This window comes from Succinatimonas hippei YIT 12066 (genome assembly GCF_000188195.1).
GTDB lineage: Bacteria > Pseudomonadota > Gammaproteobacteria > Enterobacterales > Succinivibrionaceae > Succinatimonas > Succinatimonas hippei.
Window position 1 is genome coordinate 26,665 of sequence record NZ_GL830944.1, and the last position, 22,465, is coordinate 49,129.

15 protein-coding genes and 2 tRNA genes are annotated in these 22,465 nt (G+C 41.7%); 5 read left to right on the plus strand and 12 right to left on the minus strand.

All coding sequences use genetic code 11. The features are described 5' to 3' along the window. Positions 1 to 7: 7 nt before the first annotated feature. The 4 genes from HMPREF9444_RS00530 to lgt all read right to left on the minus strand — a co-directional run bounded on the left by HMPREF9444_RS00530 (position 8) and on the right by lgt (position 5,960). Positions 8 to 1,852, minus strand: coding sequence for a glycoside-pentoside-hexuronide (GPH):cation symporter (locus HMPREF9444_RS00530; protein WP_009142343.1), 1,845 nt, complete (start codon positions 1,850 to 1,852; stop codon positions 8 to 10). An 85-nt stretch (positions 1,853 to 1,937) separates the two neighbouring features. Beyond that, on the minus strand, positions 1,938 to 3,767 hold the full coding sequence (gene glmS, locus HMPREF9444_RS00535) for a glutamine--fructose-6-phosphate transaminase (isomerizing) (protein WP_009142344.1): 1,830 nt from the start codon (positions 3,765 to 3,767) through the stop codon (positions 1,938 to 1,940). Positions 3,768 to 3,785: 18 nt separating this feature from the next. Continuing rightward, positions 3,786 to 5,171 carry a bifunctional UDP-N-acetylglucosamine diphosphorylase/glucosamine-1-phosphate N-acetyltransferase GlmU gene (gene glmU / locus HMPREF9444_RS00540; protein WP_009142345.1) on the minus strand — a complete coding sequence of 462 codons (1,386 nt, stop codon included), beginning with the start codon at positions 5,169 to 5,171 and terminating at the stop codon, positions 3,786 to 3,788. A gap of 12 nt (positions 5,172 to 5,183) precedes the next feature. Next, on the minus strand, positions 5,184 to 5,960 hold the full coding sequence (gene lgt, locus HMPREF9444_RS00545) for a prolipoprotein diacylglyceryl transferase (protein ID WP_009142346.1): 777 nt from the start codon (positions 5,958 to 5,960) through the stop codon (positions 5,184 to 5,186). 73 nt (positions 5,961 to 6,033) lie between these two features. Between lgt and HMPREF9444_RS00550 the strand changes: the two genes are divergently transcribed. Both HMPREF9444_RS00550 and HMPREF9444_RS10385 read left to right on the plus strand, forming a co-directional pair. Next, entirely contained in the window at positions 6,034 to 6,447 is a 414-nt protein-coding gene (locus HMPREF9444_RS00550; protein ID WP_040908991.1) for a hypothetical protein, read from the plus strand. Between the two features lie 7 nt (positions 6,448 to 6,454). Further along, complete coding sequence (locus HMPREF9444_RS10385; protein ID WP_009142348.1) at positions 6,455 to 7,156, plus strand: 4'-phosphopantetheinyl transferase family protein; 702 nt, start codon at positions 6,455 to 6,457, stop codon at positions 7,154 to 7,156. Positions 7,157 to 7,376: 220 nt separating this feature from the next. Here the strand turns inward: HMPREF9444_RS10385 and dnaE are convergent, their stop codons facing one another. The 5 genes from dnaE to ilvY form a co-directional block, all read right to left on the minus strand. Then, positions 7,377 to 11,048 carry a DNA polymerase III subunit alpha gene (dnaE, locus tag HMPREF9444_RS00560; RefSeq protein ID WP_040908992.1) on the minus strand — a complete coding sequence of 1,224 codons (3,672 nt, stop codon included), beginning with the start codon at positions 11,046 to 11,048 and terminating at the stop codon, positions 7,377 to 7,379. A 75-nt stretch (positions 11,049 to 11,123) separates the two neighbouring features. Next, positions 11,124 to 12,500: an MFS transporter gene (locus HMPREF9444_RS00565; protein ID WP_040908993.1), complete on the minus strand. Its 1,377-nt coding sequence runs from the start codon at positions 12,498 to 12,500 to the stop codon at positions 11,124 to 11,126. Between the two features lie 145 nt (positions 12,501 to 12,645). Further along, positions 12,646 to 13,557 carry a dihydrodipicolinate synthase family protein gene (locus HMPREF9444_RS00570; protein WP_009142351.1) on the minus strand — a complete coding sequence of 304 codons (912 nt, stop codon included), beginning with the start codon at positions 13,555 to 13,557 and terminating at the stop codon, positions 12,646 to 12,648. Between the two features lie 135 nt (positions 13,558 to 13,692). Continuing rightward, positions 13,693 to 14,457, minus strand: coding sequence for an IclR family transcriptional regulator (locus tag HMPREF9444_RS00575; protein WP_009142352.1), 765 nt, complete (start codon positions 14,455 to 14,457; stop codon positions 13,693 to 13,695). 106 nt (positions 14,458 to 14,563) lie between these two features. Continuing rightward, on the minus strand, positions 14,564 to 15,493 hold the full coding sequence (gene ilvY, locus HMPREF9444_RS00580; RefSeq protein WP_009142353.1) for an HTH-type transcriptional activator IlvY: 930 nt from the start codon (positions 15,491 to 15,493) through the stop codon (positions 14,564 to 14,566). 156 nt (positions 15,494 to 15,649) lie between these two features. Between ilvY and ilvC the strand changes: the two genes are divergently transcribed. Then, entirely contained in the window at positions 15,650 to 17,131 is a 1,482-nt protein-coding gene (gene ilvC / locus HMPREF9444_RS00585) for a ketol-acid reductoisomerase (RefSeq protein WP_009142354.1), read from the plus strand. A gap of 264 nt (positions 17,132 to 17,395) precedes the next feature. On the opposite strand, the gene HMPREF9444_RS00590 is transcribed toward ilvC, so the two are convergent. Genes HMPREF9444_RS00590 through HMPREF9444_RS00600 form a run of 3 tightly spaced genes read right to left on the minus strand, consistent with a single transcriptional unit; the run spans position 17,396 to position 22,078 of the window. Further along, on the minus strand, positions 17,396 to 19,411 hold the full coding sequence (locus HMPREF9444_RS00590) for a UvrD-helicase domain-containing protein (RefSeq protein WP_009142355.1): 2,016 nt from the start codon (positions 19,409 to 19,411) through the stop codon (positions 17,396 to 17,398). Between the two features lies 1 nt (position 19,412). Next, positions 19,413 to 21,344 carry a toprim domain-containing protein gene (locus HMPREF9444_RS10390; protein ID WP_009142356.1) on the minus strand — a complete coding sequence of 644 codons (1,932 nt, stop codon included), beginning with the start codon at positions 21,342 to 21,344 and terminating at the stop codon, positions 19,413 to 19,415. Positions 21,345 to 21,346: 2 nt separating this feature from the next. Next, entirely contained in the window at positions 21,347 to 22,078 is a 732-nt protein-coding gene (locus tag HMPREF9444_RS00600; protein WP_009142357.1) for a tRNA threonylcarbamoyladenosine dehydratase, read from the minus strand. Between the two features lie 123 nt (positions 22,079 to 22,201). Here HMPREF9444_RS00600 and HMPREF9444_RS00605 point away from each other — a divergent pair. Then, positions 22,202 to 22,278, plus strand: a tRNA-Arg gene (locus HMPREF9444_RS00605). A gap of 16 nt (positions 22,279 to 22,294) precedes the next feature. Next, positions 22,295 to 22,379, plus strand: a tRNA-Leu gene (locus HMPREF9444_RS00610). Positions 22,380 to 22,465: the final 86 nt, after the last annotated feature.

Genomic DNA, 22,465 nt, shown 5'->3' on the forward strand with positions numbered 1-22,465 from the left:
AAAATAATTAATCAAAATGTTGAGCATAACGGGCAATTCGCGTAACCACTTCGCGTGCGGTTCCGGCGTGGCGAAGCGAATCGGCAAACCCTTGCTCGTTTAAAACCAAAGACAAACGGCCTAAGAGATTTAAATGTGTTTGTCCGTCATCAGGACTGGCGATTAAGAAGATAAGATCACATTTTTTACCGTCAAAAGATCCTAAATCAAGAGGTTTTTCCAAAACGGCAATGGCGATCGCAGGTCGTTTCACGCATTCACCGCGGGCGTGGGGAATCGCAATTCCTTCAGCAATGCCGCAAGGCGTGACTTTTAGTCTTCTATTAAGCTCGGATCTGAATTCTGAAATAGAAGAAATAATGCCGCTGCGGGCAAGACATGAGACAAGCGGACTTAAAACTTCCTCTAAGGTTTCTCCCTTAAGTTTTAGCAGCACATTACTTTCGTCAATTGCATAACGGATAAGCTTTTGAGTATCGTGAATCATCCCGTCTGACGTCCTGAGCTTCTCAAGGGTAGACAACATGGATTTAAATAGAATGCCGTTTAGCTTGTAGTAGCGGCTGTAGATCCACAGAGAAAGCAAAATAAGCAGACAGACTATGACAAGAGCAAGCCGGAAACTGAATTCCTGATGAACGAAAGTTATTTCACGGGGAATATAAGCTGCGGCAGATATCGAAAGACCTGACATGAAAAGGGCAATGCCGGTACCTAATTTGGCGGAGAACGTTTGCAGTGAAAAAATTAAGGCCTCAGATCGAATGCCGTTTTTAAATTCACCGTAATCCACGCAGTCGGCAAGCATGGAAGTCGTAAGTCCAATCATAAGAGCCATGCCGCAGTTGGCAAAGCAGAAACTTATGCAGAGGATTATGGGGTTTCCGGTTGTGAGCGACAGGAAGATCATGGAAATAAAGCCGCATAGCATCAATATGCCGGATATATAAAATGCGGCTTTGCGGGAAATGAGGCCGATTATTTTAGGCAGCAGAATGTAAGTTAAAAATTGAATGACCGCTCCGCCTGACATAATGATAGTGAAGTGCTTGGCGGTAATTACATGTTCTTGAAGGAAGTAGAAAATAAGAGAACTATTAACGATACCGATAGCGATTTGCTGCAAAACCATAATAGAGATAGTGGCAAGCAGTTGATCGTTTTTGCTTATAAGTTCAAAGGCTTTACTTATTGAGAATTTAGCGTATTTAAATTTTTGGCGGCGCGTTTTAAGGGTAAAGCACATTACAAGCTGGGTTATTAAGAAAAATAATGCACAGCCTGCAGCCAGCATGAAAAAGCCTTCAGATAAGTCATGCTGTGAATTAAACGTAAGTTTCCTGATTAAAAACAGTCCGAAAATAAGGATGAATTGTCCGCCGACTACTGTCATGGCGCGGGGGATCGCGGTCATGATCAGGCGATCTTTACCTACCGTACCGAAATTAGGAATTAACGACCAAAACGGGATGTCCATCAGCGAATAGGCGATGATGGTAAGAAAATAAAAGCCAAGTCCGTATAAAGCAAGATCGGATCCTTGAAGATTAGGTTTATAAAACAGACATGTGACAGTCACTGCCGTTAACAGACTGCCGACGATGATCCAAGGCTTGAATTTACTAAAGCGTGTAGTGGTGTTATCTATCGCATATCCTAAAAAAGGATCGAGAAATGCGTTGGCAATTTTGCCTATTAATAAAATAAAACCGATAAATGCTGCCGACATACCGTAAAAATCGGTAAGGTACAGCATCAAATAAGCGCCTATGAACCAATAAATGATGTCTTTGCTCATGGCACCTAAACTGAAAGTGATTTTTTCGCTTAAAGATATATGGGATTCTTTCATTACACCTTATTAACGTTAAATTTATGAAAAAGCGCATAATTCTACCGTAGAATAGGAAAGAACCTGCGCTTTTTTAGTTTTTTCATCACTCAACTGTGACGGACTTCGCTAAATTGCGAGGTTGATCAACGTCCGTACCGTTAATTAGTGCTACATGGTACGCAAGCAGTTGGAGCGGTATGGTGTAAATCACGCTTTGCAGATATTGTCCTGACACTTTAAGTTTGATGACGCGGGTGGTAGCGTCTTCTTTGATGGCAGTTTTATCTGACGTGAAGATATATAAAATACCGCCGCGGGCTTTTACCTCTTCAATGTTTGACTTAAGTTTGCCGATAAGCTCGTTGTCAGGAGCAACTACGACAACCGGCATTGAAGCGTCGATAAGAGCAATCGGTCCGTGCTTTAATTCGCCTGCAGCATAGCCTTCTGCGTGGATGTAGCTTATTTCTTTAAGCTTTAACGCGCCTTCAAGAGCTATAGGGTACATTTCTCCGCGGCCCAAGAAGAGGCAGTGATGTTTGCCGGCAAATTCTTCGGCAAGTTTCTCAACGGTTGCGGCAGTCTTAAGTGCGCTGCTGATTTCATCAGGGATCTTCTTAATCTCTTTAATGATTTCTGCAGCCTGCTCTTTAGTTAAAGTTCCTTTTACGCGTCCGATGCGGATAGCAAGAAGAATAAGTGCAATAAGCTGAGTAGTAAAAGCCTTGGTTGAGGCAACGCCGATTTCTGCTCCGGCTCTTGTCAAAAATACGTAGTCGGATTCTCTTACAAGTGAGGATCCCGGAACGTTGCAGATAGCAAGTGAACCTTTATATCCTGAATTCTTGGCTTTTCTTAAAGCGGCAAGAGTATCGGCGGTTTCTCCTGATTGGGATAATGTTACTAAAAGAGAGTTTTGCAAAGTCACGCTGTTGCGGTAACGGAATTCTGAAGCGATTTCCACTTCGGTATGGACTTTAGCGAGATTCTCAAGGAAGAATCTTCCGACAAGTCCTGCATGATATGAGGTTCCGCAAGCGACAATCTGAATGTTGTCGATATCTTTAAAGCTGTCTTCATCGGTACCGAGGAATGCCTCGAAACTGACGTTATCTTCTTCAATGCGGCGCTCAAACGTATCGGCAACGGCTCGAGGCTGTTCAAAAATTTCTTTTTGCATGAAGTGGCGGTACGGGCCTTTTGATACCGAGTAGACGTCAAGCTCGCTTTCTTTGACGGGTTTTGTGACGGAATTTAAGTCCTTATCGTAAATCTTAAGTTCTTTGCGCTTTAAAACGGCGATTTCATCATCGTCAAGATAGATAAAGCGCTGCGTGACCGGCAGCAACGCTAATACGTCCGAAGCGACGAAGTTTTCACCGAAGCCTAATCCGATAACGATAGGAGAGCCTTTCCGGGCGGTATATAAAGTATCGGGCTCCTGCTTATTGATAAGTGCAATGCCATAGGTTCCTTCGACATCGTTTAAAGCAAGACGCAATGCCTTTTTGGTGTCGGATTCGGTTTTAGCGTAATAAGAAATCAAATGAGCTAAGACTTCGGTGTCGGTTTGAGATTTAAACTCAAAACCTTCTTTTTCAAGTTTGGCTTTAATTTCTTTAAAGTTTTCAATAATGCCGTTATGCACCAGAGCAAAGTTACCGCTTATATGCGGATGGGCGTTTTCAACCGAAGGACGGCCGTGGGTTGCCCATCTGGTATGAGCTATGCCTAAGGTTCCTGCAAAAGACTCTTTGCCTACAGCTTCTTTTAATGACGATACTTTGCCAGTGACGCGGACACGCTTGAAATCATTATCATGAATGACGCAAAGCCCTGCCGAGTCATATCCGCGGTATTCAAGACGGGATAGACCTTCAAGCAAAATATCTACGATATCTCTTTGAGCTATGGCTGCAACAATTCCGCACATGGTTTTTTCCTTTTTGTATTATTTCTTGTTTTTGACAGGACGCTGGTAATTTTTAAAGTAAATAGGTCTTACGCGCGTAATGACCAAAGCTTTTTCGGGAACTTCCTTAGTTACGGTGGTTCCGGCGCCGATTGTGGCTCCTTTGCGCACGGTAACCGGTGCTACAAGCTGGGTGTCGGATCCGACGAACACATCATCCTCAATGGTGGTACGGTGCTTGTTGGCTCCGTCATAATTGCAGGTGATTGTTCCGGCACCGATATTGACGTCGGTCCCGATGTCGCTGTCACCTAAATAGCTTAAATGACCTGCTTTAGTTCCAAAACCTATATGAGAATTTTTTACCTCTACGAAATTGCCGACGTGTACTTCGTCTTCAAGTACGTTGCCCGGGCGCAGTCTTGCAAAAGGTCCTATGGTTGTGTGACGCTTGAGCTCTGATTTTTCTATTACGGTATAAGGGGAAATAATACTGTTATCGCCGATTGATACGTCTTTTAACACGCAGCCTGCACCGATGCTGACGTTGTTTCCCAGGGTTACGCTGCCTTCAATAATGACATTTATGTCGATGAAAACGTCTTTGCCGTGAATTAAAGTGCCGCGTAAGTCAAAACGTTTCGGGTCGGCAAGAGTGACGCCCTCTTCAAGCAGGGATTTTGCTGCTCGTTCCTGATAGAGTCTTTCGATAAAGCTAAGCTGGATCTTATTGTTAACGCCGCATAATACTGAAAAGTCAGGAGCTTTTACCGGATTTACCTCTTTACTGTCACGGCGAAGGAGTGCGACTAAATCGGTAAGATAATATTCACCTTGGGTATTCTCGTTATTAAGTTTTGGCAAATACTCATTAAAAACAGCGGCAGGGGCTGCCATCATGCCGGTATTTACTTCATTTATGAGTTTTTCTTGAGCATTTGCGTCTTTTTCTTCAACGATTTTTTCAATTTGCCCGTCGCTGTTTCTTATGATGCGTCCGTATCCGAAAGGATTATCGGCGATAGCGGTAAGAAGACTCATGCCGTTTTTCGGACAAGCGTTAAGCAAAGCTTTGAGATCGTTTGTTGGCGTAAGCGGCGTATCTCCGTAAAGAACGATGACCATTGAATCTTTTTGCACATAAGGCATGGCGGTATTAACGGCATGCCCGGTACCTAATTGCTCTTTTTGCTCGACTATGTTTATTTTTGAGAAAATCTCTTTCGGTAAGGAGGTCAGAGACTGTCTTACAATTTCTCCGCCATGTCCTACTACAACATGGATTTTAAGCGGATCTAAAGTTAAAGAGGTGTCGATTACATGCCTAAGCATGCTTTTGCCGGCAACTTTATGTAAAACTTTAGGCAAGTCGGAATGCATGCGTTTGCCTTTGCCTGCTGAAAGAATAACGATTTCAAGGGACATGTTGTTACCTTCTTAATTTAGACGCTTGTGTCGTGAATAGATAATAAGGATTATTCCTAAAATAATAAACGGAATACTTAGAAGCTGCCCGACATTTAGGGCGATTCCGGTGGTGTAATCCGCTTGCTCAACTTTAAATGGCTCTATGATAAAGCGGGCAGAGAATATTAATATGAATAAAAACCCGAGGATGAAACCCGGTCCGCGCTTTTTAACATAAAAATATGCAAGAGTCAGAATTATAAAGATTATAAAGTAGGCAAAAGCTTCAAAAAGCTGTGCAGGATAGCGCGGCATAGTGTCACCGATGCGGGCAAATACGATGCCTAAGGGGCTGTCGGTGTACTTGCCTAAAATTTCCGAGTTCATGAAGTTGCCGAGTCGAATGAAAGTGCTGACGAGGGCAACGGGAATGCACAGCATGTCGGCGATGGTTAAAAAACGGTAATTGCAACTCTTGGTAAAAAGGTATATGGCTAAAAGAACTCCCAAAGTTCCGCCGTGACTTGCAAGACCGCCGTGCCAGATTTTTAAAATCTCAAGAGGATGGGATAAGTAAAACTGCGGCTCATAAATAAGGCAGTGACCTAAACGTGCACCGATTATCGTGCCGATGAAAAGAAAAGTTAAAAGCTTATCTAAATCTTCAGTCTTATACCCTGCTCTTTTGAACAGAAACTGCATGATGAAATAACCGATAATAAAGCCCGATGCAAAAAATAATCCGTAGTAACGGATCACAACGGGACCTATGGAAAAAGCAATCGGATCGGCATTCCAGACTAACATCGATTTGTCCTAATTAACTGTTTTAAATGCTATACTTATAAAAGTTATCATAGCAAAAAAAGGCATGTTTTTTATGATATTAGCAGCCGAAAGCTTCTTTTTCTATTCAGGCGCCTGCCTTTTTGTTTTAGGCATTATCACCTGCTTTATTCCCCGGCATATGCGTCTTGGCATTGTAAGCATGTTAATCGGTGATGCGCTTTTTGCTGCAGGAATCGCTTTTTTGGTAAAAAGTACCGATATTCTTATTAGCCTCGGGCTTGAGACTGATTTGTTTATTCAGCATAATTCGATTTTTGCCGTAGTTTTCTCCATTATTCTTTATGTCGTTATGTTTGCCGTCTTCGTGAAGTTTTTTAAGCGGAAAAAGAAATTAACAGCAGAAAAAGATATGGAATCTCATGAAAATCAAAATCTCTCTTTAAAAAAAGAGACTACGGACGATGCCGCTATTTTTGCTAATGTAGGCAAAGAAAACAAGGAATAGACGTAAAGTGCAAGTAATCATTTCTACTTTAGACAGTCTTCTTGCGTCAGTCGATTCCTTACCTCAAAGCGATCATGATGTTGCTCGAGATTTTCAATCTAAAAAGAAAATGACTTTTTTAGCAAGCCGCGTGTTGCTGCGGCTTGCTTTAAAGTCGTTTTATGCTTTGGATGAAGTTCCCTCGCTGTCTTTCGGTTCTCACGGTAAGCCTTATTTTGATCCGGACCTTTCTTTATTTTTTAATTTCTCGCACTCGGGAAATTATATCGGAGCAGCCTTCGGCAGCACCGAAATGGGGTTTGATATCGAATGCGTTAAAGATCGTAAAAATTTTCAGGGATTATGTAAAAAGGTTTTAACCGATCCTGAAAAAAACTATATTTTCAAGCTTTCTGAAAAGGATCAAAGAGAGTTTTTTACATTGTTGTGGACGGTTAGGGAATCATTGTTAAAAGATTCGGGTCTTGGTTTGGTGGGATTATCTAAATTATGCATCGATCCTGAGCAAAATTGCGGAACTGCTCCTGATAATCCCACTCTTTGCGTTCATTCTTATAACATTGCCTCACTTTTTCCAAGCACCTTTGAAAAAGCTTTTTTTTCGTTAACTGCTAGAGTTTTTGACAAGATTGAGTTTTTTACGATTGAAGGAATTACTTTAAAGAAGCTTAATAACGTACAGACAGAACGCATAATCAAAATTAACTGAAAACAGCAAATTAAAACAATCTTTGAAGTGAAAATATTGTCGGATATCTCTCACATTGCAGCTACTGTCAGGCAGATAGGTCTTTAAGCAGTCAAAAATTTCTCCTCCCGGCTCTCTATAGAGCGGGAGTTCCTAAGACTACGAATTTCTCTATGTTTCATGAAATTTTGCCTCAGCGGCCTTATTTGCATTTATAGCAAAATTTAATACAAACGCTAAATCAGTAACTGATGCTTACTGCATTGTTTCCCGCAATTTCTCTGAGTGAATCCAGAAGATCGTCACTAGGATCGTAACGGTTGACGCTATTGGTAAAGCGCAGCAGAGTGTTTCCGAGCATTAAGTTAAAGGAACAACCTTTACATTCATCGCTTTCTGTTTGGCCTATTGGATAGCGCTGGGCAGTATTCATCATGCTGTTATTTTGTACGGCAATTACGTTATTAAGTAGCGCCGAGCTTAATTCATTAAAATTCTTGGAAAGTTGATCTTCACTTAAGCGCAAGGTTAAGTTTTTGGCGTTTTTACGCCTGATGCTTTCAAGAGTTTTGATTTCCCTAACTCTAAGGCGCGTGATATTGTCCTCTGTAAGCGACAGCATGCCGCTTACGATTAAAACCAAAGGTGACGGGATGGTTTTGGACGGATCGGTTTCCTGCATTGCTTTTTGTTTTTGCAGCTTGGCTCTTTCATATAAAATCGCCCCGTATTGCTCAGCCACGGATCCGTACAGTGAAAATTCAAGCTGAGAGGTTCCGTCATCCAAGATCAGAATATAGAATTTGCTGCCGTCATTTTTAGATGTACGCTCGGTGCTTGAAATCACGATGCCGTAGAAGGTAACGGGGTTAGGTCGTTGGGCGGTGCCGGGACGCAGTGTGCTTATCGTGCTGCGATAGTTGCGTGTTAACTCATCAATATAAATATTTATAGGATGTCCTGAAAGATAAAGGCCTAATACGTTCTTTTCCAGATAAAGGCGATATTTTTCCGACCAAGGGCGGCATGCAACAAAAGTAGGCGCTGTAGTTTCACTTATTGCTGCAAAGAGATCAAGCTGGCCAGATGCAGCATCGGAACTCTCCTGTACGGCATATTTCATGGCGGTTGGAATAGAAGCCATCATTTGCGCACGGGATGGCCCTAATTTATCAAGGGCACCGCTTGCAACCAAGGCTTCAAAGGTTCTGCGGTTTAAGTGCTTGGGACCGACGCGCTTAACAAAGTCAAAGAAGTCCTTAAACGGTTTTTGAGCCCTTTCTTTAATGATATCCTCTACAACATCTTCACCGATGCCTTTGACTGCACCGATACCGTAAATAATTTCTCCGGCGTCATTTACCGTAAAGTTAAATAGGCCCTCGGTTACATCAGGCGGGTTAACTTTGATTTTTAAGCGATTGCACTCTGCAATATATGACACCAGTTTTTCGACTCTCTGACGGTCAGCAGTCATCATAGCGGCAAGGAATTCGGCCGGATAGTGAGTTTTTAGCCATAATGTCCACCAAGCGACTAGTGCGTAAGCTGCTGAATGGGACTTGTTAAAACCGTATTCGGCAAACTTTTCCACCTGATCGAAAATCTTCATCGCGATATCGGTGTCTTTGCCTTTTTTGCCAGCGCCTTCTTTAAAAACGCTGCGCTGGCCGGCCATTTCGGCAGGATTCTTCTTACCCATAGCACGGCGCAGAATATCAGCACCGCCTAATGAGTATCCGGCAAGAACCTGTGCAATTTGCATTACTTGCTCTTGATAAACGATAACTCCGTAAGTTGAGTCAAGGATTGGTTTTAGGTCAAGATCCTGAAAGTCAGGGGAAGGATAAGCAACTTCTTCCTTGCCATGTTTACGCTGCACGAAGTGATCGACCATGCCGCTTTTGATAGGTCCTGGGCGATATAGCGCTACAAGAGCGATTAAGTCGTCGAAACGGTCAGGCTGCATTTGTCCTATAAGTTTGCGCATACCGGCAGATTCAAGCTGGAAGACAGCTGTGGTTTCGCACTGCTGCAGTACCGCAAATGATTCAGGATCTTCATACGGTACGGCGTGTATATTTACGGGAGGCTCATGATGTTTTGCTTTGCGAGCATTAATCATAGTAAGAGCATCGTCAATAATGGTAAGCGTGGTAAGCCCCAAGAAGTCGAATTTTACAAGACCCGCATGCTCAACGTCTTTTTTGTCAAATTGAGTAATTGAGTTACCGTCAGAATCAAGCATTAAAGGCGAGAATTCTGCAGTTCGGGTAGGGGAAATAACTACGCCTGCTGCGTGTTTGCCGATATTACGGATAACGCCTTCAAGGCGCAGGGCAATATGGATAAGCTCAACGCGTTGCCTATCGTCATCCTGCAATGCTTTTTGGTAAAGATTTACAAAATCAGGGGCTAAAGGATCGCAGGGTTTGCCGTCTTTACCGATGCCCATCGCGGCTTTAAAGGTAAGTCCGGGCTGCGTCGGCAGCTGTTTTGCCACAAAATCAACGGCGCCGTAGCCCATGCCCAAGGCGCGTCCGGCATCTTTAATGGCGGCTTTTGGTGCCATGGTACCGAAAGTGGCGATTTGGGATACTGCGTTATTGCCGTAGCGATTTTTTACGTGTTCAAGGGTTTTTTCACGGTTTCTCTGGCAGAAGTCGACGTCAAAGTCTGGCATGGAGATACGCTCTGGGTTTAGGAATCGCTCAAAGAGTAAGTCAAAGCGTAAAGGATCAAAATCGGTGATTTTAAGCGAGTAGGCAACAAGCGATCCGCCGCCAGAGCCGCGACCTGGCCCAACCGGTACGCCGTGCTCTTTAGACCATTGGATAAATTCCATAACGATGAGGAAGTATCCTGGGAAGTCCATATTGATGATAACGTCAAGCTCGGTATTTAAGCGATCAACATAAGTCTGACGCTTTTCATTCCTTTCTTTTTCATCCGGATAAAGAAATTCAAGGCGCTCTTCAAGGCCTTCAGCCGCCTTTTTCCTTAAATATTCGGCCGGGGATAAATCACCTGTCGGGTAACGTGGCAGGCGGGGGTGGTCGAGCTCAATTTCAATGTTGCAGCGCTCGGCAATGTTTCTCGTGTTCTGTAAAGCTTCAGGAATATCGGCAAACAACGCTTCCATTTGCTCGGGTGTTTTTAAATACTGTTCTTTTGAGTATTTGCGTGCCATTTCTTTATTGCCGCGTTGACAGCCTGCCTGAATCGAGACGCGGACGTCATGGATCTGATAATCGGAAAATCCGTCTTTTCCGACGTTGTCTTCACCGAAAAGAAAAACGGTATCGTTGGTGGCTACAGGAGCAATGTTGTACTCAACGCATAAATTTAAAGCAAAGTTTTCAAATTCGCTTTCTCCGATACGGTTAGTGCGAGTTATTTCAAAGCAGAAACGATCGTTAAAGTTTTCTAAATAGAATTTAAGTCTGGCTCTTATAGCTTTGGAATCTTTTCTTTGCGCCATGGCGGCGATATCACCGCGAAATCCGTCAAGAATTATGATGCCTTCACTGTATTTTTTTAAGTCGGCAAGCGATGTTTTTGCGTTAAAAGCTCCGGCATCTGATCGCAGCCATGCGTCTGACAAAATATCATAAAGGTTTTGCTGACCTACCCGATCCATGGCAAGGAGCGTTAATTTAAAGGATGTGGCCTTTTCTCCAGGTTTTACTTCTTCTTCGACTTCAATATCAGCTCCCATGATGGGCTTGATTCCGGCACTTTTGCAGGCGGTATAAAATTTGATGAAACCGCAGATGTTGGATATATCGGTGATGGCAAGAGCGGGGATTTTAAGCGCAGCGGCACGCTTTACTATAGCGCCGACGCTTTCAAGACCGTCCATAATCGAGTAGTCTGAATGCACATGAAGCGGAATATAAGTGATGTTAGGCATACTATCCTTTTTATTTATATGTTTTTTATCGTTTTATTAAGAAAGAAGCGTGATATTTAGGCCTTTAAAATATAGTCATATTACAACATTATTTTTCTTTTTGATGTAAATTAATCCGGCAAAACAGAAAGCGCAGCCGATGATAGCAATTAATGCTGAAATCATGAAAGAAAACGAAATTGCATTGCTTAGTTCATGAGTATAGAGTTTAGTTCCATGAGGAGTGTCAATATAGCTGTTTAGTATTGTGGTAAGAATTGCCATGCAGCAGGCCATCCCTACGGTTCTTGTAATAGCCTGCAGCGCGGAAGCTAAAGCAAGCTGCTCTCGCTTTACCGAGCTCATGACTATGGTTGTGTTAGGGGCAGAGAATAAGCCGAAACCAATACCAGCGATAATTTGGCAAATTATCATATGGTAAAGAGAGCTTTCAGGATGAAGGAAGTGCAGGAGCACTAGTGCCGAGAAAATGAGTATCATTCCGATACTTCCTGAGGTATGCGCGTTCATATATTTGGCGATTTTGCCGGCACAAGATGACAGAACCATCATTATGGCAGGCTGAATCACCAGGAACACTCCGGTATGCGATGCGGAAAAACCAAGGATAAATTGCATATGAAGAGCAAGCAGCAGGCTGATGCTGAAATTTGACATATAGTTAAAGGCAGAAGCTCCTAATGCTAATGTTAAAGTCTTATTTCCTATCACAAGACCAATCGGGAATACCGGATGTCTTGATCTGCTTTCAAAGACGAGATAAGCACTTAAAAAAGCAATTCCGCAAATGACAAGAATTAAGGCGGGGATATGATAAGACGCAATGGAAAAAGACAGTAAAATTAAAGCTATGCCTAAAAAACACAAGCTCATTTTAGGTAAATTGAAATGACGGGAGTTAGGCAGATCTTTTAAAACCTTTCTAACCAGTATGCCTGCGGTAAATAAGCCTATAACCGTGACGAAGAAAATTGATCGCCAGCCTAAAGAATCTGCAATCACTCCTGCAATGAGCGGAGATAATGAAAGCCCGGCGTAAACGGCTCCGACTGCAAAACCAATAGCAGTTGCGCGTTTTTCTTTGTCGATTTTGTCAACAAGCAGCGCCATTGAGCTGCAAAATACCATCGAAAGACAAATTCCTTGCATGACTCGAGCAAATAACAGAATGCTGAAAGTCGGGCTTAAAGGGACAGCAAGAGTTGCAGCTGAAGCTAAAAGACAGCCTGAAAAATAAAGATTTCGATAACCGAAAAAATTGGCAAGAGCGGTTGCCGGCAGTAAAAAAGATGCCGTCGCAATCATGTAAACGTTCATTACCCATGTGATGTTTTCAGGAGATGTTGCATATTCAGAGGAGAGCGCGGGAACGGCGATATTAAGCGAGTTTCCCATAAAGGGACAAAAAAATTGGATTAAGCATACGCTTAAGATTAGAAGTCTTTGCTGCATTTATTTCTCCGAATTTCGTCGGGGGACAATTATGCCTTTCTTTTATGTATTGTGCATATTATTTAAAGGCAATTTTTGAAAAAAAAGAAACTCCCCGATGAAAGGAAGTTTCTTTAATTCCGGAGTTAATGTTTAAAAGCAGAATTTATTTGATAAGTCCGATGTTTAAGAGTTTTTCTTTTAAAAGTTCCTTCTTTTCCTCCGGCAAAGGTAAAGACGGCGGCAGCACTACGGTGCTGATGTCTTTTAAAGCACAGAGTTTGGTTGCCTCCTTGACGACATTGACAAAAGGATTGTCCAGTGCGTACAGATCGGGCATTTTCATCAATGTGGCGAAAGTTTTACAGGCATTTGCAATATCGCCTTCTTTAAAATATTTATAAGTAGCAACTGAGTAATAAGGGGCAAAGTTGCCGCTTGCCGAAATCATGCCGGCACCGCCTGCCATAAGATTGGTAAGGAAGTGATTGTCAAAACCGTTGAAGACGGCAAAGTCGGGTTTAACTGCACAGACAGTATTAATCATGGATGTGATATGTCCGATGCTGTCGATGGTTTCTTTAATGCCGACGACGTTTTGGTTATTAACTACGACTTCTTTAACGAATTCAGGATCAAGATCTTGCCCGGTAAGTCCCGGGAAGTTGTATAAGATAAGCGGCAGAGGGGCGATATTTTTTGCTATTTGTGAAAAATAGTTTAAAAGCTTTTCGCGACTTACTTTCCAATAATAAGGGTTAATTGCAACTACTCCGTCGGCACCGTATTCTTTGGCATGAACTGCAAGGTCGACAGCTTCACGCATGTTGGTTGATCCGACACCGATAAGTACTTTTACGCGTTTGTTGACGTACGGCACGACAAATTCGGCAACTTCCTTTCTTTCCGCGGCGGACATTTGTGAAAACTCCCCGCCCGTGCCCAAAAAGAATATGCCGTTTACTCCGTTCTCAATTAAAAAGTCGATTTGCTTTTTATAGCTTTCTTTATCGATTTTAAAATCAGGAGTAAAGAAAGAAGAAATCGGTGGAATGATGCCTTCAAAAGCGCGTTCCATAGTAACTCCCCTTATGTAAGATTTTATTTCAATATATGGAACAATAATTCTATATATTGAAATAGTCAAATAAAAGATAAAAAAAGTTACGTGACGATCACGCTTTAAATCAGAATTTGATTTGTGTGTTGGGTTTTAGTCTGATGCTTTAAGACTAATAGCTGCGGCTGCTTCTTTAAGACGTTCGACAAATTTTTCCATAGGCATTTTGTCATACTGCGCTAATACGCCTGACATGCTGATTGCTGCAAGCAATTCACCTTTGCGATTTAATATCGGGGCAGCAAGACAAAATATCCCTTTGGCATCTTCTTCATCGTCTATGGCATAACCGCGGTCTTTTATTTCTTTTATCTGTTCAAACAAAAGCTTATCGTCGGTTATGGTATTCGGAGTAAATTTAGGTAAAGGCTGCTGCAGGGCAAGCAGTTCCCGGGTTTTTTGCTCGGGAGAAAAAGATAAGAATATTTTTCCTAAAGCAGAACTGTTAAATGAGAGTCTTTTTCCGATCCAACTGTTGATGATTACGGGATAAGAACTTTCTATTTTAAGTAAGTAGACAGGATTGGTTCCTTCAAGGATACCAAGATGACATGTCAGATCCGTATCATCTCTAAGCTTCTTTAGAACCGGCAGGGCAAATTCCTTTATATCAAAATGGGCAAAGGCATAACTGCCGATTTCATAAAGCCTAAGGCCAAGATCGAATTTATCATGATCCTGCCGCAGCAACTTATGCGCAAGCATGCTGTTTAAAAGTGTCGAGGTCGAGCTTTTGGGTAAAGCCAGACTTTGGTAGATGGTACTGAACGTCTGCGGACCGTTATGGGCGATAAAATCTATGATAAGCATGATTTTATCAAGAGCTGGAGTGGCAGTTTTAACCGTCGTAGTACTCATATATTTCAACCTGATTTAAGACACTTATAGAATATATCTTACTCACTTGACCTAAGAGAATCAAAGGAGTGAATTGATTCTGTTAAGCGCCTTTTGGTATTTGACTTTAATTTTCACCTACCTTTCTGCTGGTTAAATCAGGGGCGAAAGTCGGAGACAATTTCAGAGCAAGCTCTTTTACCGCACTTATAGTGCGATTATGTTCTTTTTCTTTTAAATAACATAGTGCCACGTTAAATCCGGTGTCGGGTAAAGTTTTTAAAATGTTAACGTCATTTTTAAACGGTGACAGGTCAAGTACGAGTTTAGGAACAATAGAAACCCCGAAGCCTAAAGCAGTCATGCTTACAATTGATTCATGTCCTGCAATTTCCGCATAAGTAATGGGTTTAATTTTTTGTTTTTTAAAGAACCTGTCGACCTCGGTTTTAAGCTGTCCTTTTTCAGGCATAATAAAAGGTACTTTACTTAAATTCGGGTTTTCGTTATTAAGATCAAGCGGTCGGTAGGCCGGAGTTTTAGGGGTGATTAACACCAGAGGAAAAGATACTAGATGTACGTAATTTACGTTATCCGGGATGTTGTCGGGAAGAGCGGAAATCACGAAATCGGTATCAGGATCTTGTAAATGATCCAAAGCTTCGGCAGCATCGCCGGTTTCAAGACGCAGCTCAAGTTTAGGATAAGAAAGCCTGAGTTCGCTTAAAAGACGCGGAATAAAAATATAGCTTGCAGTAACTGAGCAATAAATTTTGATGCTTCCGCCTATTGTTGAGCTTTCCTGTTTCAATTCTGCCTCTAGGGCTTTGAAGTCGGCAATAGCCTTTCTTGCATAGTCTGCAAAACGCTTGCCGGCTTTAGTAATGGAGATCCCTTTTTGGTCCCTGACGCATAAGGTGGTTCCTAAGTCTTCTTCAAGCTTTGATACAGTGCGGCTTAGTGTCGAAGGGCTTACTGAAGATAAGGCTGCGGCACGCGTAACGTTTTCCGTTTCGCACAAGCGCAGGAAAAAAGCTGCATCTTTTAAATCAATCATGGTTTTTTATACAAAAAATTAGAAGTGTGTTGCATATTTTGCAATATACAACATTTTGTGTGTCATTTTCTAAAATATCTGTTATTATGTTTTCACGCTGTGATAACGGCCAAAAAGAATTCCTTTAAAAGATATAGAAATCGTGGAAGATTGAAAATGGCAAATTACTTTAATACTTTAAATTTAAGACAGAAACTTGCACAGCTCGGCTGCTGCGAATTAATGGACAGAAGCGAATTTGCAGACGGCTGCAATTTCCTTAAAGGCAAAAAGTGCGTAATTATCGGCTGCGGTGCTCAGGGCTTAAACCAGGGACTCAATATGCGTGATTCAGGCCTTGATGTAAGCTATGCACTCCGTCCTGCAGCAATCGCTGAAAAGCGTGCTTCTTTTAAGCGCGCTACCGAAAACGGTTTTAAGGTCGGAACTTATGAAGAATTAATTCCGACTGCCGATTTGGTTATCAACTTGACCCCCGATAAACAGCACTCTAATGTTGTTGAGTCTGTTATGCCGCTTATGAAGCCGGGTGCAGCTTTAGGTTATTCCCATGGCTTTAATATCGTTGAAGTAGGACAGCAGATCCGTAAAGACATTACCGTTGTCATGATGGCACCTAAAGCTCCCGGTACTGAAGTACGTGAAGAGTATCGCCGCGGTTTCGGCGTCCCGACCTTGATTGCTGTTCATCCTGAAAACGATCCTAACGGCGAAGGTTGGGCAATTGCCAAAGCTTGGGCCAGCGCAACAGGCGGTGATCGCGCAGGTGTTTTGCGTTCATCTTTCGTTGCTGAAGTTAAGTCTGATCTTATGGGTGAGCAGACCATTTTGTGCGGTGTTTTGCAGGCTGCATCAATTCTCTGCTTTGACCGTATGGTTGAGCTCGGTATGGACAAAGCTTATGCCTGCAAACTGATTCAGTACGGTTGGGAAACCGTTTGTGAGGCTTTAAAGCAAGGCGGCATCACCAATATGATGGATCGTTTGTCAAATCCTGCAAAGATCCGTGCTTGTGAGCTTGCTGATGAACTTAAGTGCATCTTAAAAGATTTGTACTTAAAGCACATGGATGATATTGAGAGCGGAGAGTTCTCTCGCGTCTTGATGGAAGACTGGGCTAACGGTGACGTCAAACTTTTGACCTGGCGTGAGAATTTTGCAAAGTGCGGCTTTGAAAATGCTCCGCAGTGTGACACCAAGATCACCGAGCAGGAATACTTTGATAAGTGCATTTTATTGGTTGCTTTCGTCAAGGCAGGTATTGAGTTGTCCTTTGAAACCATGACTCATTCAGGCATTTACCCTGAGTCTGCTTACTACGAGTCATTACATGAGCTTCCTTTGATTGCCAACTTGATTGCTCGCCGTCGTCTTTATGAGATGAATGTGGTTATTTCCGATACCGCCGAGTATGGTGATTACCTCTTTGCCAATGCTGCAATTCCTCTTTTAAAGGACTTTATGTCCAAGATTAATCTGGATGTTATGGGCAAAGGTCTTGAGGGGGATAATGCCGTCGATAACATTGAGCTTATACGTATCAATGACAAGATCAGAAATCATCCGATTGAAATCGTTGGACGCAAGCTTCGTGCCTACATGTCAGACATGAAGGAAATTGCCGTAGGCAATAACTAATATTTTGTAAAGAAATAAATAAAGAAAAACCTCTCACTTCAATGAGAGGTTTTTAGATCTTAATTAGGATATGCCTTCTGAAAAAATTATTTTTCTGTATAGTTTTCAAATTTATCTTTAAATACGGATAAAAACATATAAGTTTTCCGTTTTGGTTAATTTGCCTAATAAATTTACCTAACCTCGTAAACCATCTAGAATTTCCAATATTTATTATTTGAATCAAAATTTTTAACGTATACGTAATGTTTACGGGTAGTTTCGTTACAGTAAACCTTTTAACATATCAAGACCTCTATCAAGCATCATGGCGCTTTCTTCTTTATCAATTTTTTTAGGGGCACCTAAGAATTCGCGGGCAAGATCTTCTTGCGGCATTTCGGCTATAAAACGGCTAGGTTCATTTGCAGTTGCTTCACGCCCCTTTTTTCTTTCGCGACAATAGGTAATGGTAAGTTCTACTTTAGCGCGGGTAACACCGACGTAAGCAAGACGTCTTTCTTCTTCAATGCCGTTTGGCATATCAAGACTGTTGCGGTGCGGCAGAATCCCTTCTTCCATGCCGATTAAAAATACGTACGGAAATTCAAGACCTTTGGCTGAATGTAAAGTCATAAGCTGGACAGCGTCATTTTCAGATCCGTCTTCATTTTTATCCATCATTTCGCGAAGCCCAAGCTTATCTACGGCTTGTGAGAATAATAAAGGAGGCTCTCCGCGGCGCCCTTTTACTAAATCTTCAATCCAACTCATAAGAGTACGGACATTTTTGATTTTGACTTCTACGCTTTTATCGTTAGCTCCGGTACCTCTCAGATAGCCTTCGTAGCCGATAATATCAATAAGTTTTTGTGCAAGCTGTAAATCCTGATGAGCTTTCAGCAGATTTTTTAGACTGTTATACAGCTCTAAAAAGGAAGTAATAGATTTATTTTGACCGGATGAAAGTTTTGCGTAAAGCTGCTTTGAACGTAAAGCGGTGTATAGATTTACAGAATACTCAGAGGCAACAGAAGCTATAGTACTTAAAGTTTCAGCTCCTATACCGCGGCGGGGAATATTGATAATTCTAAGTAACGCAGCATTATCTCCTTCATTTGACAGTAAGCGGCACCAGGCAAGGATATCTTTTACTTCCATCATGTCAAAAAAGCTGTTTCCCCCGGTTATAACGCACGGAATTCTGGCGGAGCGGAACGCTTTTTCAATACTGCGTGATTGAGTATTGCTGCGATAGAGTACGGCATAATCACGCCACGGTTTACGATATAAATAGCGGTGCTTTAATATTTCGGAAGCGACGCGCTCACTTTCGGCGTTTTCATCCTGTACTTCAATGACGGCGATTTTTTTGCCTTCATCCAGGTTTGAAAATAATGATTTTTTAAATAGGTGTTCGTTGTTTTCAATGATTTTGTTTGCACAATGCAGGATCCTTCCTGATGAACGATAGTTTTGTTCAAGTTTAATAACTTTAAGATCAGGAAAATCATGCGCTAATATATTGATGTTTTCAGGACGTGCTCCGCGCCATGAATAGATTGACTGATCGTCATCTCCTACGACGGTGAAGCGGCGTCTTTTGCTTACCAACACTTTTAGCAGCTCATATTGAGTAGTGTTGGTATCTTGATACTCATCGACAAGAACATAGCGAAAATAGTTTTCCCATTTGCTGGCTGTTTCCGGATCGCTTTTCAGAAGTTTAGTGGTTAAAAAAATCAAATCATCAAAGTCAGCGGCATTGCATGCTTTAAGGTAAGTCTGATATTCTTCATAAAGGGAAGAAAGTGTTGTCTTTGGGGTAATATCTTGAGGAGCTCTCAATTCTCCTTTCCATAAAGATATTTGCTGCAAAGCGTCAAAAATGCAGTCACGTTCTGCTTTACCGTCAAGCATTAACGGATATTTTTCACGAATAAGATCACGCACAATTTTAAATTGATCCGACTCATCAAATAAAGTGAAATTACGCTTAAGTCCGACTTTATTATGTTCAATGCGCAAGATGCCAAGACCTAAGGAATGAAAGGTAGAGATCCAAATCTCTTTTGCACAGTCCTGTCCTAACTCCTGAGCTACACGCTCTCGCATTTCTGCAGCTGCTTTATTAGTGAAAGTGACGGCACAGACGGTTTTTGCAGGAAGCTTATGACCTGTTATCAGGTTAACAATTTTGGCGGTAATTACTCTGGTCTTTCCGGATCCCGCTCCGGCCAGAACCAGACAAGGCCCGTCAATATAAGTGACGGCCTGTTGTTGAGCATCGTTAAGTCGCATATTAGTAAATAGAGAATTTCTGATCTCGTCCTAAAAGATCATAGGTAAAGAAACTAAGATCGTTTTTATCATTCATTGAAACTTCTATATTCTGCAGTGCATAAGCCTCAGCTGTAAGTGTTTCATTTTCATTGCAAAGACTTATAAACGGTGTTTTTAATTTTGCACTTAGTGAAGAAAGATTCATTAAGCAATTTCTTAGTTCTGATGAAGTTAAACCGGTTAAGTCTATTATCGGACAGAAGTTTTTTTCTCCCTGAAGATATAAAGCGCCGACAGCTTCTTCAATAGCTTGGGGCAGATTATCCGTGTTTTGTATTTCAAGGAGTTTGGCTCTGTTCCATGGAGCAAAAACCGCTCCGTCATCATAATGCTCACGGCGTTTTAACAAAGAACAAACCATATTCCATTGTTCTTTGGTCCCGACATAAATGATGCGCATATCGGTTTGTACTTTGGCACTGATTATTTCAGCGACAAGGCGTTTTAAGATTACGCTTCGTCCTGACAAAGAGTAAAGACATGGAGATAATTGCAGGGAGTACAAAGAAACTGCAGATAATATAGGGGAGTATGTTTTAGGCTGCAGCGGTACGGTTTGCAAAGAGAAAGATAACAGTCTTTCAAGATTGTTAAGTCTTGTAAGTAATGTTTCTCTATCTTTACATAGTGCTTCATTCGGATCTTTATACGGAAAAGCAAGATTAATCCGCTTAAACGGAATATGCAGATATTCAAGACCTTGTGCCAGCGAGGCGGCTGCTTCTGTGCCGGATTTGTCGTCATCAAGTGCGATATAGAACATTCTTTCATAGACAGGATGTTCTTGAATATAGTCAAGAAGTTTACGGGTATTTGAAACTCCGCCTAAGCTTACTGCACTGTAGCCTAAAGTTTCGATGCTTAAAGCGTCAAATTCGCCTTCGGTAATAAAAATTAATCCTGGCTTATCCAGAGCATTTTGATTGAAAATTCCGGCAGACCCCTGTTTTCTTATGCGATCTTTACTGCGTGAATCAGTATTTCTGGCCATATAGGCAGATTCGCTGTAAGGAATGATTACCGCTTGCCAAACAATTTTATCTCCGGTTCGAGGATCGATTCCTGCAGTGAAGTCGCTGTCAAAGCCAAGACGGAATTTCTCAGCTACCGTTTCTGAAATTCCTCTTAACCTGAAATAGTCGGTTTGTAAGCGCCTATTTGCGCATTGTTTGAGATATTCGCTGTAATTGTGTCTTATTTCCACTCTAAAATCGGAAAAGTGGTTATCGTTTTGACTAAATGAATTTTTACTTCCAGATCCTATATCGTTAAAATCATTTCTTATGCCGAAAACTGCTCCTTGGGTCGGATGAAAAGGACTGCGAGGTAGATTATTAAGATTTTGAGAATCTTCGTTTAGCGGATCAAATTTATGGAATAAAGGGTCTTCTTCATCTTTTTTAAGGATGGAAAAGTTATTAAAAGAAATATTATTTGCCTTGCCACCATCGTCACGAAAATTACTGTCGGCAATACCGAAGCTTACCGGTCCGGGGCTTTTCTCTGAAGCAAAATCAAGATGATCTTCTTTGTTATTATCCTGAAGTCTGAAATCATTTTGTTTTTCTTGTCCGCTAAAATCGTCGTTTGCTTCGATAAACTCGTTATCTCCGGTACTTAAGAATAGTTCACAGGCCTTGTTGAATTGATCTTTAAAATCGGAGAGCCCAAAATCCAAGCCGATAATTCCGAAAATATCGTAGGTTGCATTGCAGCTAAAGCAATGTACGGTTTGGTTTTGGTGGTTATAGCTCATGCTGGGATGGATATCGTGGTGATTCGGGTTTAAGCAATGAAAAGGAGCATTAATATTAATTCCTTTGTTGCGCAGGTATTCCGGAAGCTGTGCTTTAAGATATTCTTTGGTTTTGGCAAAATCGTTGTATAACATTTTTAAGCCTGTTTAACTATTTTATTTAAAAGCCAAGAAGCCATCAAAAGCCCTGCAGAAGCAGTTACCGCCATTGCGGCACCGAATTTAGGCAGGTCAGCATCATCATTGTCTGAATAAATGGGATCTTCACATGAATATGTGCAGAATATTCCCATTTTTTCTCCGCCTTTAGGAAAATTATAGTGTCGCCTTAATTCAGTTCTAAGTCTTGAGATTAACGCATCTCCGTGAGCGTTTGCAATATCATCGATTTTTAATTTTCTGGGATCGACTCGTCCGCCTGCACCGCCTGAGACAATAAAAGTTTTATTCTTTTTATAAAGATAGTCAACTAAAAAAGCTTTTGCTTGCAAATCGTCAATGGCATCGGCGATAAATTGCGGACAGTCTTTTAAAATTTCCGGAATATTTTCTTTTGTAAGTGTTATTTCAAGCGTATGGATTTTAATCTCAGGATTAATAGTAATTAGTCTGTTTTTTAATGCTCTGACTTTATACTGGTTTATGGTCAAATCTGTTGTATGCAATTGACGGTTAGTGTTTCCTATCTCCACTGTATCAGGATCTATCAAGGTCAAGGTTCCGACTCCTGAACGGCATAAAGCTTCCGTAATCCAAGAACCGACCCCACCGCATCCAATGACCATGACATGGGCATTTTGTAATTTTTTAAAACCTTCTTCACCGTAAAGGGCGCGGATCCCCCGAAAGCGTACAGATAATTCGTGCAAAATGAGTATCCTTGTTGTTCTATTTAATTGTGAGCATTTTAACAAAAGATTTTTGAAAACTTAGCTTCACAAAACTAAATATCCTGATATAATGTGCGCACTTGACTACCGAATGTATCGAACGGTCCCGTAGCTCAGTTGGATAGAGTATCGGTTTCCGAAGCCGAGGGTCATGAGTTCGAATCTCATCGGGATCGCCAGTCATGCTTCTCTAATGCGAAAGTGGCGAAATTGGTAGACGCGCTAGCTTCAGGTGCTAGTACCGCAAGGCGTGAGGGTTCGAGTCCCTCCTTTCGCACCATCTTAACCCCAAAATTTACAGTCTAGGTAAAATCGTCTTAAGACTTTTTCAATCCTAAATTTACAGTCTAGGTAAAATCATCTTTA